Raw genomic sequence first — 12,786 nt, 5'->3', positions numbered from 1 at the left:
GATCAGGCAACGGAGTGGGTCAGCGTTCCGGAGTAGGTCCCGCCGACGGCACTGGCCGGCAGGGCGACGCTGATCGTCGGATCCCAGGACGCGGTGTTGTCCCCGACACCCGCGCTTCCGGTGACCACCACCTGCGCGGAGTTACTCAGCGTCACATTCGTCGGCGTGGTGGTGATGGTGCCGGTCGTCGTCACCGTCCCGACCGTGTAGGTGGCCCTGGAGGCGGGCACCGTCGACGGACCGTTGACGAAGTCCGTCGACGACACGGTCACCGACCAGGAGGCCGAGGCGAGGGCGCGGTCGTCGGTGACGGTCACGGGGCCGAGCGGCGCGCTCACCTGGGTGCCGGGCGCCCCCGAGCCGAGGCTGGAGCTGACCGGCACCGACATCGACAAGGCGCCGGACGTGACGGTGAAGGTGACCGTGGTGCTGGGGTCCGACGCCGCGCCCGCGAGGCCCGGCTGGGCCAGGACGAGGGCGACGGATGCGACCGCGACAGGCAGGCTTCGCATGCGCACAGTAACTCCTGGGATAGCCGCCTGTAGCGGACGCATCGGGTGACGTGATGTCAGACAATCCGGCGCGGCCTCCTCGCGCAAGCCGAAGCCGCCCGCAGTCCGCCGCCGGAATGACCACGTTTCAGCCGGATCGAGGCCAGGCCCCGCCTCGTCCCGCCCTCGTCCGTCCCGGCTCGCTGTGCTGCTCCCACCACCCCGTTCCCGAGCCCGTTCCAGGGGTGCCCTCGTTCCGCCACGGCGTTCCAGGAAGTGACGAACGCGCAGGTCACGGTACGTGCCGCCGTTCCAGCGTCCCGAACCGCCGGGCAGTGCTGGCGGGCGGGACGGATGCCGGGGCAGTCTGTGGTCCGGCGGCGATCGGCGCCAAGCCCCCCGGGGGAGTGCCCGACCTGCCGAGCCGCCGCGGAGACACGCATCCGTACGTGACTCCCGTGCCTGTCCGGCCGGCACCCGGACGCCCACCGCGGCCACCGCGGCCGACGCGGCCACCGCACCCACCGCGGCCACCGCACCCGACGCCCCCACCCGTACCACCCGAACCTCAGAAGGAAGCCCTGCCATGCGCACCTCGAACCGACGCCCGCTCGCCGTCCTGCTGGCCACCGCCGGACTGCTGGCCGTCGCGGCCACCCCGGCCGCCGCCGTCCACGGCGGATCGGACACCACGACCAGGTCCCACCCGTTCGTCGTGGCCCTGGAGACCGCCACGGGCGAGCAGTGGTGCACCGGCGCGCTGATCGCGCCGACCAAGGTGCTCACCGCGGGTCACTGCGTCAGCGAGGCGGACGACCCGGGCTCACTGCGAGTGATCGCCGGGCGGACCGACCTGACCGGCTCCGGCGGCCAGGTCCGCCGGGTGAAGGGCTACCAGGTGGACCCGCGCCACGCCGCCGGCCTGGTCCACGACTCCGCCGTCCTCACCCTGGACCGTCCGCTGCCGCAGAAGCCGATCCGGGTGGCGCGGCAGGGGGACGAGGCGCTCTACGGGTACGGCCGTACGGCCACGCTGCTGGGGTTCGGGCGCACCGACTCGGACGGGCGACCCGGCACGCACCTCAAGCAGGCGCAGCTGACGCTGGCTCCGCCGGCCTCCTGCGACCCGTACACCTTCCCCGACGACTCGCCGCTGCTCAAGGTCTGCGGCCTGCCGCGGGCCGGGACGACGGACAGCGTCTGCAAGGGCGACTCGGGCGGGCCGCTGGTGGCCGGCGGTGTGGTGATCGGCGTGGTCTCCACCGGCAACAAGTACTGCGACACCCAGTTCCCGGTCTCGGTGTTCACCCGGGCCACCGACGTCCCCGCGCAGCTGCTGTCCTAGCTGTTCTGGCCCGTGAGGCCGCGTCCGGCCCTGCCCTGCCCCGCCCGGCGGGGCAGGGCGAGCGGCGCCGTCCCGGAGCCTGACGGCCGCTCACCCGATCTTCCGCAGGACCCCGTCGGCCGTCTGCCTCGTCCCGGACTTCTTGTCACCCGTGTACACGTACGCGACCTCGTTCGCCGTCTTGAGGGTCAGCGTGACGGAGCCGGTCGGTACGCACGGTCCGGTCTCGATCCGCTCGACCATCTCCAGCGTGGTGGACGCCGCGCTGGACAGGGTGAGCACCCCGCGGCAGCTCCCGGCGGCCACGTCGTAGGCGCTCTCGCCGACCTCCTGGTGGATGTCCCCCGTCCTGACGGTGATCGTCGTACGGTCGCTCGCACCGCTGTCGCGCTGGGTGGTCCACCCCTGCCAGGTTCCCTGGAAGGCCGAGGGCACGGCGTTGGGCGGGGACGCCTGACAGCGGGTGGTGATGACGGCCGCGACGATCCCGCCCACCGCGACGATCAGCGCAACGATGATCGTGTGCTCGCGGGTCTTGCCCCGCTTGGTCGAGCCGCCTCGACGGCCTGAACGGGCCGCTGCCTTGCCCACCTCGGCTCCCTTGTTCGTGCGCTCTCCTCGCACCCACCATCCGGCACTCCCGGGGCACCCACCGCCGAAGCTCCTCCGACCGGCCTACCCCCGGGAATCCGCGCCCGGCAGACGGCCCGCCGCGCGGGGCCGGGGGGCGACGGTGAGCAGATGGTGAGCAGATGGTGAGCAAGCGTCCCTGACCGACCTGACCTGGGGTTATGTTACCGTCGGGCGGTAAGGCGGGAGTTCGTTCTCAGCCGAGCGAAGGTGTGCCGAGGGCCCGTGCCCCCGGGAGTGAAGTCATTCGCGCCCGAGCGGGCGGCGCTCCCGCGACGGTGACTTCGGACGGGGACATCTTGTACGGGCGTGACGACGAACTGCGGTTCGTGTCCGATTTCCTCTCCCGCTGCTTCGACGGGTCCGGTGACGCGCTGCTGCTGCGCGGCGAGGCCGGAATCGGGAAGACCGCCCTGCTCGGCACCGCCAGGGAAGCCGCCCTCGCCCGCGGTGGCCGGGTCCTGTCGGCCCTCGGTGTGCAGTCCGAAGCCTCCGTCCCCTACGCCGGGCTCCACCAGCTGCTCGCTCCGGTCCTGCCCGACCACGCCGCGTCCCTCCTGGAGCCCCAGCGGCAGGCCCTGTACACGGCCTTCGGCATGAACGACGGCGCCGCGCCCGGAATGTTCTCCGTCGGGCTGGCCTCGCTGGAGCTGATCAGCAGCCTGGCCGACAGGGCCCCCGTCGCCCTGCTGATCGACGACATCCAGTGGATCGACCGGGCGAGCAGCGACGTGCTCGCCTTCGTCGCCCGACGTCTCGAAGGCGAGCGGGTCGCCCTGCTCACGGCCGTCCGCGAGGGCCACGAGAGCGTGCTGAACGACGCCGGCCTGGCCGAGATGCAGCTCCACCGGCTCGATGACGACGCGTCGGCGGCGCTCCTGCGGGCACGCACGCCCGAGCTCGACCCCTCCCTGCGCGAACGGATCCTGGCCGAGGCCGCCGGCAATCCGCTGGCCCTGGTCGAACTGCCGACGGTGCTGCGCGGAGACGGGAACGTCCCGTCGGCACTGCTGCCCCTGGTGCCGACCACCCGCCGCCTGGAGCGGTCCTTCCTCGCCCGCGCCTCGGACCTGCCCGAGCTCACCCAGACCGTCCTGCTGGTCGCCGCCGCGGACGACGGCGCCGACCTCGCCGAGATCATCGAGGCCGCGAAGGCGCTGGTCGGCGGCGACCTCTCGGTCGCCGCCCTGGAACCGGCCGTCGACGCGGGGCTGCTCGAGATCCGCGGGCACGACGTGCACTTCCGCCACCCCCTGGTCCGCTCGGCCATCTACCACGCCGCCGGCCCCTCCCGTCGGCTGAGCACCCACGCGGCCCTGGCGAAGGCACTGGCCGGGCAGCCCGAACGCAGGGCCTGGCACCGTGCGGCCGCGACCCCGGGGGCGGACGACGACGTGGCGCTCGACCTCGAACAGGCCGCCCTCAGGGCACTGACCCGAGGCGCCCCGCGTGCCGCGGCCGAGGCGCTGCGGCGGGCGGCCCTGCGCAGCCTCCCCCACACGCACAGGGGCCGGCTCCTGCTGCGGTCCGCGGAGATCAACTTCGAACTCGGCGAGGCCGCCACGGCACACCGGCAGCTCGCCGAGGCACAGTCCGCGGAACTCCGGACCGAGGAGCGGCTCCGCCTCACCCTGTGGAGCGAGGTGCTGAACCACGAGAGCTGGCTCAGTCCCGAGCGGGTGAGGGCGTTCGCCGACGTGGCGGACCAGCTGGCCGGTGCCGACACCGCGGGCGCCGCACTCGCGCTCAACGCGCTGTGGCCCCTGTCCATCAGGTGCTGGCACGACAACCCGACGCAGGAGACCCGCGACCTCTTCGTCCAGGCGGCACGGCGGCTGCAGCGGCACGACAGCGACCCGATGGCCCTGTCCGTCGCCGCCCTGGGCGACCCCGTCGGTCAAGCGGCCCGGATCATCGACACGACCACCCGGATCGCCCCGGGAGCCGTGGACGACCCGGCCGAACAGCACGCCCTGGGCTCCTCGCTCACCGGGATCTGGGCGCTCGACCTGTCCTGGCCCTACCACGGTGCCGCCGTCGACGGCCTGCGCAGGCAGGGACGCCTGGGACTGCTCGGCGAAGCCCTCGTCTGCCAGGCGTGGGCCGCGCTCCACCTCGGCAAGCACCGGCTGGCGCACACCGCGGCGGACGAGTCCCGGCGGCTGTCCCGTGACACTGGCCGATCCCTGTGGGCGTGCGCCGCCGACCTGGTCCTGGCCGCCCTGGCGAGCGAACGCGGGGAGTCCGACACCGCGGACGAACTCATCCGGAGGGCCGAGGCGGAACTGCTCTCCGCCGGAGCGCACTCGATGCTCGGATTCGCCCAGTTCGCCAAGGGGCGCCACGCCACGGCCAACAAGCGGTACAACGACGCCTACGAGCAGTTGACGCGGGTGCTGGATCCGGCCGACATCACCTACCACCCGGTCCTGGGCGTCTTCGGTGCCGCGGACCTCATCGAGGCCGCGGTCCGCACCGACCGCACCGACGAGGCGGCGCACCACCACGCCCGGCTCAGCGCGTTGGCCGAGAAGACGACCGCCCCGCTCCTGAGGGTCATGGCCGCCTGCACCCGTCCCCTGGTCGTCGCCCCCGACCAGACGGAGGCCTCCTACCTGCGGGCCCTCGACGACAGGCTGCTGGTCAACTGGCCCTACCACCGAGCCCGGTTGCAGCTGTCCTACGGCCGGTGGCTGCGCCGCCGGCGCCGCATCCTGGAGGCCCGCCGGCCCCTGCGGGCAGCCGTGGACAGCTTCGACGCACTGGGCGCCACCGTGTTCGCCCAGGACGCGCGGTCCGAACTGCGCGCGGCGGGCGAAGCCGCCCGCAGGGCCACGCCGTCCACCGCGGACAGCCTCACCCCGCAGGAACTGCAGATCGCCAGGATGGCGGCGACCGGGATAACCAACCGCGAGATCGGAACCCGCCTGTTCATCTCCCACCGCACGGTGGGCCAGCACCTGCGCCGCATCTTCCAGAAGCTCGACATCACCTCCCGCGGCCAGCTGCACCTGGCCGACCTCGGCGGCGAATAGCCCCCGCGCCCTCCCGCCCGCCAGCACCCCGACGCGCCGCCCGACGACGATGCGCCCCCAAGGCCGCGGCCGTCGCGACCACTCGTGATCACCTCAGGGCCTGCCATTCGCTGGGACTCATGCCGAACTCGTCCCGGAAGGCGCGGCTGAAGTGCGACGCGCTGACGAAGCCCCAACGGTTCGCCACCGCCGACACGGTGATCCTCCGGTTCGGTGTGCGCCGCAGGTCCTGCCGGCAGGACTCCAGCCGGCGCTGCCGCAACCACTGACCCACCGTGACGCCCTCGCGCTGGAAGATCCGGTGCAGATAGCGGACCGAAATGTGGTTGGCGCGGGCGATCGCCTGCGGCGAGAGGTCCGGATCCGCCAGGTGGTCCTCGATGTAGTTCCGGACCTGTGCGAGCAGTTCGTCACGGGCAGCCGTCGAGAAATCCTCCCGCTCCGTCTGGAGGAGCTCCATGACGAGGACGACGAGCAGGTCCATGGCGGTGCGGGTGAGCCGGTGGAGGACGTTCGGACTGTGGTCCCGCGTCCCCGTGGCGATCTCGGCCAGAAAACCCGACACCAGTGCACCCAAGCCGTCACCGCCCCTCGCGGTCATCCCCGCGAGGCGGTCGCAGTCCGCTTCCGACAGCTCCAGACAGCGGCGGGGCAGACGGAAGACGGTCACCCGTCCTTCATCGGCGAACCGCGGGGAACGGGGCCGGCCCGGATCACAGAAAACGAGGTCACCGGCCTCCAAGGGGATCTCGTCGCCCTCACCGGTGACCAGCACCGAATCGTCGGCCGCCAGCGCCAGATGGAAGAACTCCTCGCTCCTCGAAGGCAGCGGTGGGGAGACAGCCTGGATCTGCCAGGACATCGTGGTCACGGGGTTTCTCCGGTTCGGTTCGAGTTGCGGCCCGGAAGGGCGGCGGGACCGGCACGCACGCGGTGCGGTGCGCCCCCGTCGAACACCGGCGTGACGGTGGGCGAGCCCCGCGACGGCCGTTCCCGGCATCAGGACCCGCCGCCACGGGCGGCGGCCTCACGTCCTCCACCCTGGCAGGAGCCCGGCGTGCGGGCATGCGTCATATGACCGTCGATACGACTGCGCTGCAGCCCGCCCGGGTGTGCCCGTGCTGTACCGTGCCGCGCCGTGCCGGACATGCCCTCGACCAACCTGACGAGCCGTCAGTAATCCCGATGCCCGGATGGCTAGGGTGACCGGATGAGCGATGAAGCGGTCTCCCTGCGCCCGGTAGCCGAAGCCGACCTTCCCGCGATCGGCCGTCTGATCAACGATCCGGAAGCGACCGGCGAGTTCGAGTGGCACGGCTGGCGGGATCCGGAACGGCTCCGGCGCCGGTGGGAGGAGCACGGGCTGCTCGGGGACGACCAATGGATCTTCGCGGTCGTCCGCGGCGACGAGTTCTGCGGCTTCGTCGCCGCCGACCGGATGGGCCTGCTGCCGACCATGCCGTACTGGAACATCGGCATCCAGCTGGCGCCGCGGGCACGCGGGCGGGGGATCGGAACACAGGCCCAACGCCTGCTGGTGGACTACCTGTTCGCCCACACCCCGGTGATGCGGGTGGAGGCGGACACCGAGGTCGGCAACATCGCCGAGCAGCGTGCCCTGGAGAAGATCGGCTTCACCCGGGAAGGACTGCACCGCGCGGTGACCTTCCGCGCCGGCGAATGGCGCGACGGGCTGATGTACGGCCTGCTGCGCACCGATCCCAGGCCGTAGCGGAACATGGCCCCGCGCCGCCACCGCGGAAGGCTCTGCATGGCACACTCAAGGCTGTCGGCCCGTTTCCTGCGCCATGGGGGTAGCCATGTTGCCCGAGTTGCTCACCGCTGCCGCGGCCGCCGGGGGCGGTGCGATCGTGCAGGCCGCGGGGACGGACGCCTGGAACGGGGTCAGGGACGCCGTGGCCCGGCTGCTCGGCCGCAGCGAGGCCCGGCGCGAACAGGCGGAGTCCGAGCGGCTCGACCGGACCCGCGCCGTTCTGGAGGCCGCGGCGGAAGACGAGGCGGAGCGGGTGCGGGCCGCTCAGACGGCCGTCTGGCAGACCCGCTTCGAGGTCCTCCTGGAAGAACTGCCCGACGCGGAGCGCCGACAGGTGGTGTCCGAACTGGAGCGCCTGGCCGTCCTGGCCGAAGCCGCCCGGCCGGCGGAGACCGTGCACAACGACTTCCGCGGCGCCCGGTTCGACCGCAGCCAGGTGCAGGGCAGCGGCACGATGAACGTGACGAACAACCACGCCGAGTAGCACCGCCGGTGGGGACCGACGGCACCGCGCGCCACGGGAACGGGCGCAACGGGCGGAACGGGGAGAAGCGGGAGCCGACGGGCGGAACGGTCCACAACGACTTCCGCGGAGCGCACTTCACCCACAGCCAGGTGCAGGGCAGCGGCATCACGAACGTCACCAGGACCGCCCGGTGGCGTGCCTACCTCGTCGGGGGCCTCGCGGCCACCGTGGCCGTCCTCGTGGTCGTGATCACGTGGCTGCACGGGGAGGTCTCGTCCCGCGACGCGAACGCCGGCGCCGGTGGCGTGGCCTCCTCGGCGCCCGTCCTGTCCCCGTCCCCGACCCCACCGTCCCCGCCGGCATCCGCCCCGCTCGACCGGCGAGCCGTCGACCGCGCCTTCCGGGAGTACCTCGACGCCCTGGTCAGCCACGACATGACGGCCCTCCGCCGGGCAACCTGCCCCCGGCTGCGCGCCACGCTGCTGGGGTTCGCGCTCAACAACTACTACGTCGCCCGCTGGAAGGTCCTTCCGTACTCGATCCCCGACGCCACCGACCGATTCAGCGTGGACGTGCTGATCACCCAGCGGGACCCCGGCACCGGGCAGCTGGCCGGCGACGTCACGTACCAGTGGATGGCCGAGCGCGACACGGACGGGAACTACTGGATCTGCGGCTGGCTCAACGAGCGCTGAGCGACCGCCGCCGGGCGTGAAGTGCCGACCCGGGACACGCCGCGCGACGCTGCCGTGCGAGCGTGGCATCCACGTTGGGACCGTCCTGTCGCCATGGAGGCCGAGTGGCCGGGGCGCCGTGGAAACGGAGGCGCTGACCACTGAAGCCGACGCGCTCTTTTGGTCGGGGGGAGAGACCTCCCGGGGTGCGGCCCCGCCGGGGTCCCGGCGCTTTCGTCCGGGGCTGGAGTACGGTCCTGCCATGGCAGCCGTGATCGATCTGACCCTTGACTGCGCGGATGCGAAGGTCCTCGCGGAGTTCTGGAAGACGGCCCTGGGGTACGTGGACGAGCCTCCGCCCGCCCCCTTCAGGACCCGTGAGGAGTGGCTCGCGCAGTTCGACCTGCCGGAGGACGACGGCGCGGACGACGGTGCGTGGCTCTGCGATCCCGACGGCGTCGGGCCCCGGCTGTGCATCCTCAGGGTCCCCGAGCCGAAGACCGCCAAGAACCGGCTCCACATGGACGTGCGGGTGCCGGGACACGGCGGCCCGGCCGAGCGGTGGGCGCGGATCAGGGCGGAATCCGCGCGGCTGGTGCGAGCGGGCGGGAGCGTCCTGGAGACCTTCGAGGGCCACCACGTCGTGATGGCGGACCCGGAGGGCAACGAGTTCTGCGTCGCGGCGGCCCCCGCCCGGGACTGACCGGCCGTACCCCCCGCCCGGACGCTACGAGAGCGTCTGTCCGAGCGTGAGCATCGCCTCCGCGACCTCGCCGACCGCCGCGTCGGGGATCGCCGTGGCGGCCTCGTCGAGGACGAGCAGCCGTGCCCCGGGGATCTCGCGCGCCAGCGCCTCGCCGTTGCCGACGGGGAAGAACCGGTTGCGGCGGCCGTGGACGACGAGCGTGGGGACCGCGATCCCGGGCAGGCGCTCGCGCCAGCGGGGTTCGCAGTCGAGCCTGGAGAACACCAGGCCCGTCTGGTTGGCCATCTGGACCGGGGGAGCGGTGCCGGGCGTGCGGTCCCAGACGCGCCCGGCGAGGGCGCGCGCGGCGACGGGGTCGTCGCCGAGGATCTCCGCGCCGGCGGCGGCGAACTCCGCGACCGCCTCGCGGTCGGTCCAGTCGGGCGGCTGACGCGCGAACAGCCGGCCCATCGCCGCCCGGTCGTGGTCGGGGAGGTCGTCGTCGGGCGGGCCGGGGGCGACCGGGCGGGTGCCGACCAGGGTGAGCGCGCGGAACGAGCCCGGACGGTCGAGCGCGGCCACCTGGGCGACCATCCCGCCGACGCCGATCCCCGCCAGGTGCGCGGGCGCGCCGCCGAGCGCGTCGGCCAGGGCCGCGGCGTCGGCGGCGAGGTCGCGCAGGGTGTAGGCGGGCTCCTGCGGGTCCGCCGTCGTCGACTCCCCGCTGTCGCGCAGGTCGTAGCGCACCACCCGGCGCCCGCCGGCGGCGAGCCGCTCGCAGAGCGCGTCGGGCCAGGAGAGCATCGTCGGCCCGCCCACGAGCAGGACCAGCGGCGCGTCGACGCGGCGCCCGTCCCCGAACGACTCGACGCCCAGGGCGATCCCGCCGGCGTCGACGGTGGTCATCGGATCACCGGGCCTCGTCGCGCCCGAGACCGCGGTCGGGCGCGCTCATGTCGCCCGTCGCGGGCGTGCCGCCGGCGAGCCCGTAGCGCAGGTACACGGTGCCCTGCGGACCGGCCACCGGCGGTGCGAGGAGCGTGAGGTTCGTGGGCACCGCGCCACCGTCGAACACCTTCTTCCCGACGCCGAGCACGATCGGGTGCACCCACAGGTCGAGGCGGTCGAAGAGCTTCTCCCGCAGGAGGGTCTGCACCAGGTCCAGGCTCCCGACGACCTTCACCTGCGCGTGCCGCTCCCGCACCTCGCGCACCGCCGCGGCCAGGTCCGGCCCCAGCTGCGTGGACCCGGCCCACGGGAGGTCGGGCGTGCCGCGGGAGGCCACGTACTTCGGGATCCGGTTGAAGAGCTCGGCGATCTCGCCCTCCTTCTGGTGCGGCCAGTAGGCGGCGAAGATGTCGTACGTCCGCCGGCCGAGCAGCAGCGCGTCGGTGCCCTCGTACGCGCCGAGGATCTGCGCCCCGGTGGCCTCGTCGATCAGGGGCGCCTGCCAGCCGCCGAACGGGAACCCGACCGGGTCCTCGTCGGGGCCGCCGGGCGCCTGCCCGACGAGGTCGAGGGTCGCGAACAGTTCGATGTCGATGAGGCCCATGTCCGTACTCCCGGTGAGTTGGTCGTCCCCGTCGAGATGTAGACCTGCCGGGGCCGGAAAACTCATCGCCACGCCGACACCCGGTTCCCGCACCCCCGACCGCACCCCCGACCGCCCCGCCCGGCACACCGCCAGGTCGCGACGGCCGGGGTGCCCTTGCTACGAGCCGGGCCATCGCCCACGCACGATCAGCGGATGTGACATCGGACACATCCCTTCCGCCGGGTGCCGGCCGACAGGCGTCCGCAACACCCAAACCCGCAGGTCGGATTGACGACCCGACGTCCCGCGCGAGCCCGGCGGCCGCACGAAACGATCTAGCTCCCCACCGAGGGTTGGCCCTAGCCTGCCCGCCATGTCCCAGAACACGAACACCCCCGGTTTCCCCGGGCAGCCGGCCGCTCCGGTCGGCGACTCCGCCAGGATCCAGCGCCAGGTGCAGCAGCAGGCGGGCGTCGGACCGGTCTACGGTGGCGGCGGCACCCTCTTCTCCGAGCCCGTCCTGGTGGTGAACCAGAAGGCCAAGCTGATCGAGCTGACCAACGAGTACGCGGTCTTCGACCAGCAGGGCGCCTCGCTGGGTTCGGTGGTCCAGGTCGGCCAGAGCAGCCTGCGCAAGGTGCTCCGGCTGCTCTCCTCCATCGACCAGTACCTGACCCACAAGCTGGAGATCCGTGACGCGCACGGCACCCCGGTGCTGCTGCTGACCCGCCCGGCGAAGATCATCAAGTCGCGGGTGATCGTGCAGCGGCCGGACGGCCAGGAGGTCGGCCAGATCATCCAGCAGAACGTCATCGGGAAGATCAACTTCGCGCTGGAGGTCGGCGGCCGGAAGGTCGGCGCCATCAAGGCGGAGAACTGGCGGGCCTGGAACTTCTCCATCGTCGACGAGACGGACACCGAGGTCGCCCGGATCACCAAGACCTGGGAAGGCCTGGCGAAGACGATGTTCACCACGGCCGACAACTACGTGCTCCAGATCCACCGCCCGCTCCCCGACCCGCTGATCAGCCTCGTCGTTGCGACCGCGCTGACCGTGGACACCGCGCTGAAGCAGGACGCTCGCGGCCTCGGCTGACCGCGACCCGCACGTTGTTCGGAGCCCCGCCCCCCGGGCGGCGGGGCTCCCCCTTGTGGCTGTCGCCGGCCCTGACGATCGGCCATGGAGCGCCGCCCCGAACGGCATGGACGGTGCGGTCGTCGGGCCGGCGCTCCCGACGGTCAAGGACTCACGGGCCCGGATCCGCCCGGCGTCGGATTGCCGGCGTCGGATCGACCGCCTTCGGCCGCGCGCCCTGCGGCCCGGAACCGCCGGACGGCGCAGCCGGCCCCCAGCGCGGCGACGGTCCAGACGATGGTCTCGGCAAGAAGAGTGGCCGGTGTCGGGGTGAGGTGCGGCCGGGGCGGAAGCAGGACCATCTGCGCGCCGGCCCCCACCGGCACGGTCAGCGCCGCGAGCAGGCCGACCGTCCCGGGCCGCCTGATCGCCGTGCCCACCGCGCCCAGGGCGAGGCCGAACAGCACGCTCGCCGCCCACCACAGGGCCAGCTCACCCCTGTACAGGGCCAGTGGTTCGTCCCGGAGCCACGCGTCCGTCACGTAGTACGCCCCCGTGGCGGCGATGAGCGACATGGCGCCGGCGAGGGCGCCGCGACCCCATGTCCCGGCCGCCCAGCCCGCCGCGACCGCCAGCGCGGCCCATGCCCAACCGGCTCCCGAGAGCAGGCTGAGCACTCTCGCGGCGCCCGCCCAGGCGGTGCCCGCGAGTGGCCTGCCGAGCTTCCCGTACGGGGAGGAGAGGGCGTTGACGAGGGAGGCGGTCGCGCCGAACGCCAGACCGGCACCGGGACTCGCCAAGGCGATCTTCAAGCCGGCGCCGAGCCGCCGGGTGGCGCCGGCGTGCGCCGCGGTCCTCGACCGGCGCTCGTGGCGCGGGCCCCGGCCGAGCAGGGCGCGCAGGCCATGACTGATAGGCATACCGAGTATGTATACCCGGTATGCCTATCCGGCTCAAACGACGCCCCGTCCGCGGCCACGGGGATGCCGTCGATGCGGTGCGAGCCGTTGCGTGGGGCCGCCCTCGACCTGTTGCTCGGTCAGCTGCCCTCCGAGGGAACCTCGGCGGCGTGCAGCC

At 73.1% G+C, this 12,786-nt stretch carries 13 protein-coding genes; 7 read left to right on the top strand and 6 right to left on the bottom strand.

The annotated features are described in order from the left end of the window. Positions 1-2 precede the first annotated feature (2 nt). Positions 3-512, bottom strand: coding sequence for a hypothetical protein (locus ACFWP2_RS30015; protein ID WP_380457180.1), 510 nt, complete (start codon positions 510-512; stop codon positions 3-5). A gap of 565 nt (positions 513-1,077) precedes the next feature. Here ACFWP2_RS30015 and ACFWP2_RS30010 point away from each other — a divergent pair. Next, positions 1,078-1,836, top strand: a complete 759-nt coding sequence (locus ACFWP2_RS30010) for a S1 family peptidase (protein ID WP_380457178.1) — start codon at positions 1,078-1,080, stop codon at positions 1,834-1,836. Positions 1,837-1,926: 90 nt separating this feature from the next. Here ACFWP2_RS30010 and ACFWP2_RS30005 read toward each other — a convergent pair whose 3' ends face one another. Next, positions 1,927-2,427, bottom strand: coding sequence for a hypothetical protein (locus ACFWP2_RS30005; RefSeq protein ID WP_380457176.1), 501 nt, complete (start codon positions 2,425-2,427; stop codon positions 1,927-1,929). A gap of 200 nt (positions 2,428-2,627) precedes the next feature. Between ACFWP2_RS30005 and ACFWP2_RS30000 the strand changes: the two genes are divergently transcribed. Then, a complete protein-coding gene (locus ACFWP2_RS30000; protein ID WP_380457174.1) occupies positions 2,628-5,501 on the top strand; it encodes an AAA family ATPase in 2,874 nt (957 codons plus the stop codon). 88 nt (positions 5,502-5,589) lie between these two features. On the opposite strand, the gene ACFWP2_RS29995 is transcribed toward ACFWP2_RS30000, so the two are convergent. Further along, complete coding sequence (locus ACFWP2_RS29995; protein ID WP_380457211.1) at positions 5,590-6,363, bottom strand: helix-turn-helix domain-containing protein; 774 nt, start codon at positions 6,361-6,363, stop codon at positions 5,590-5,592. 348 nt (positions 6,364-6,711) lie between these two features. Here ACFWP2_RS29995 and ACFWP2_RS29990 point away from each other — a divergent pair, with 348 nt between their 5' ends. The 4 genes from ACFWP2_RS29990 (at position 6,712) to ACFWP2_RS29975 (ending at position 9,118) form a co-directional block, all read left to right on the top strand. Continuing rightward, positions 6,712-7,233 (top strand): GNAT family N-acetyltransferase, encoded by a 522-nt coding sequence (locus ACFWP2_RS29990; RefSeq protein ID WP_380457172.1) that lies wholly within the window; start codon positions 6,712-6,714, stop codon positions 7,231-7,233. Between the two features lie 88 nt (positions 7,234-7,321). Then, complete coding sequence (locus tag ACFWP2_RS29985; protein WP_380457170.1) at positions 7,322-7,759, top strand: hypothetical protein; 438 nt, start codon at positions 7,322-7,324, stop codon at positions 7,757-7,759. Positions 7,760-7,767: 8 nt separating this feature from the next. Next, positions 7,768-8,436, top strand: coding sequence for a hypothetical protein (locus ACFWP2_RS29980; protein ID WP_380457168.1), 669 nt, complete (start codon positions 7,768-7,770; stop codon positions 8,434-8,436). 241 nt (positions 8,437-8,677) lie between these two features. Beyond that, on the top strand, positions 8,678-9,118 hold the full coding sequence (locus ACFWP2_RS29975; protein ID WP_380457166.1) for a VOC family protein: 441 nt from the start codon (positions 8,678-8,680) through the stop codon (positions 9,116-9,118). A gap of 24 nt (positions 9,119-9,142) precedes the next feature. Here the strand turns inward: ACFWP2_RS29975 and ACFWP2_RS29970 are convergent, their stop codons facing one another. Then, positions 9,143-10,006 carry an alpha/beta fold hydrolase gene (locus ACFWP2_RS29970; protein WP_380457163.1) on the bottom strand — a complete coding sequence of 288 codons (864 nt, stop codon included), beginning with the start codon at positions 10,004-10,006 and terminating at the stop codon, positions 9,143-9,145. Positions 10,007-10,010: 4 nt separating this feature from the next. After that, positions 10,011-10,652 (bottom strand): dihydrofolate reductase family protein, encoded by a 642-nt coding sequence (locus ACFWP2_RS29965; protein WP_380457161.1) that lies wholly within the window; start codon positions 10,650-10,652, stop codon positions 10,011-10,013. 355 nt (positions 10,653-11,007) lie between these two features. Between ACFWP2_RS29965 and ACFWP2_RS29960 the strand changes: the two genes are divergently transcribed. Further along, on the top strand, positions 11,008-11,730 hold the full coding sequence (locus ACFWP2_RS29960; RefSeq protein ID WP_380457159.1) for an LURP-one-related/scramblase family protein: 723 nt from the start codon (positions 11,008-11,010) through the stop codon (positions 11,728-11,730). 143 nt (positions 11,731-11,873) lie between these two features. Here ACFWP2_RS29960 and ACFWP2_RS29955 read toward each other — a convergent pair whose 3' ends face one another. After that, complete coding sequence (locus ACFWP2_RS29955) at positions 11,874-12,629, bottom strand: hypothetical protein (RefSeq protein ID WP_380457157.1); 756 nt, start codon at positions 12,627-12,629, stop codon at positions 11,874-11,876. Positions 12,630-12,786 lie beyond the last annotated feature (157 nt).

Source organism: Kitasatospora sp. NPDC058444, from assembly GCF_042721415.1.
Classification (GTDB): domain Bacteria; phylum Actinomycetota; class Actinomycetes; order Streptomycetales; family Streptomycetaceae; genus Kitasatospora.
The sequence above is the reverse complement of the archived record's forward strand: the minus strand, read 5'-3'. Positions and strand labels throughout refer to the sequence as shown.

Excerpts from the sequence above, each read along its gene's own strand:
- ACFWP2_RS30015 (WP_380457180.1), bottom strand. The coding sequence starts at position 512 with ATGCGAAGCCTGCCTGTCGCGGTCGCATCCGTCGCCCTCGTCCTGGCC.
- ACFWP2_RS30010 (WP_380457178.1), top strand. The coding sequence starts at position 1,078 with ATGCGCACCTCGAACCGACGCCCGCTCGCCGTCCTGCTGGCCACCGCC.
- ACFWP2_RS30000 (WP_380457174.1), top strand. The coding sequence starts at position 2,628 with ATGTTACCGTCGGGCGGTAAGGCGGGAGTTCGTTCTCAGCCGAGCGAA.
- ACFWP2_RS29995 (WP_380457211.1), bottom strand. The coding sequence starts at position 6,363 with ATGTCCTGGCAGATCCAGGCTGTCTCCCCACCGCTGCCTTCGAGGAGC.
- ACFWP2_RS29990 (WP_380457172.1), top strand. The coding sequence starts at position 6,712 with ATGAGCGATGAAGCGGTCTCCCTGCGCCCGGTAGCCGAAGCCGACCTT.
- ACFWP2_RS29985 (WP_380457170.1), top strand. The coding sequence starts at position 7,322 with ATGTTGCCCGAGTTGCTCACCGCTGCCGCGGCCGCCGGGGGCGGTGCG.
- ACFWP2_RS29975 (WP_380457166.1), top strand. The coding sequence starts at position 8,678 with ATGGCAGCCGTGATCGATCTGACCCTTGACTGCGCGGATGCGAAGGTC.
- ACFWP2_RS29970 (WP_380457163.1), bottom strand. The coding sequence starts at position 10,006 with ATGACCACCGTCGACGCCGGCGGGATCGCCCTGGGCGTCGAGTCGTTC.
- ACFWP2_RS29965 (WP_380457161.1), bottom strand. The coding sequence starts at position 10,652 with ATGGGCCTCATCGACATCGAACTGTTCGCGACCCTCGACCTCGTCGGG.
- ACFWP2_RS29960 (WP_380457159.1), top strand. The coding sequence starts at position 11,008 with ATGTCCCAGAACACGAACACCCCCGGTTTCCCCGGGCAGCCGGCCGCT.
- ACFWP2_RS29955 (WP_380457157.1), bottom strand. The coding sequence starts at position 12,629 with ATGCCTATCAGTCATGGCCTGCGCGCCCTGCTCGGCCGGGGCCCGCGC.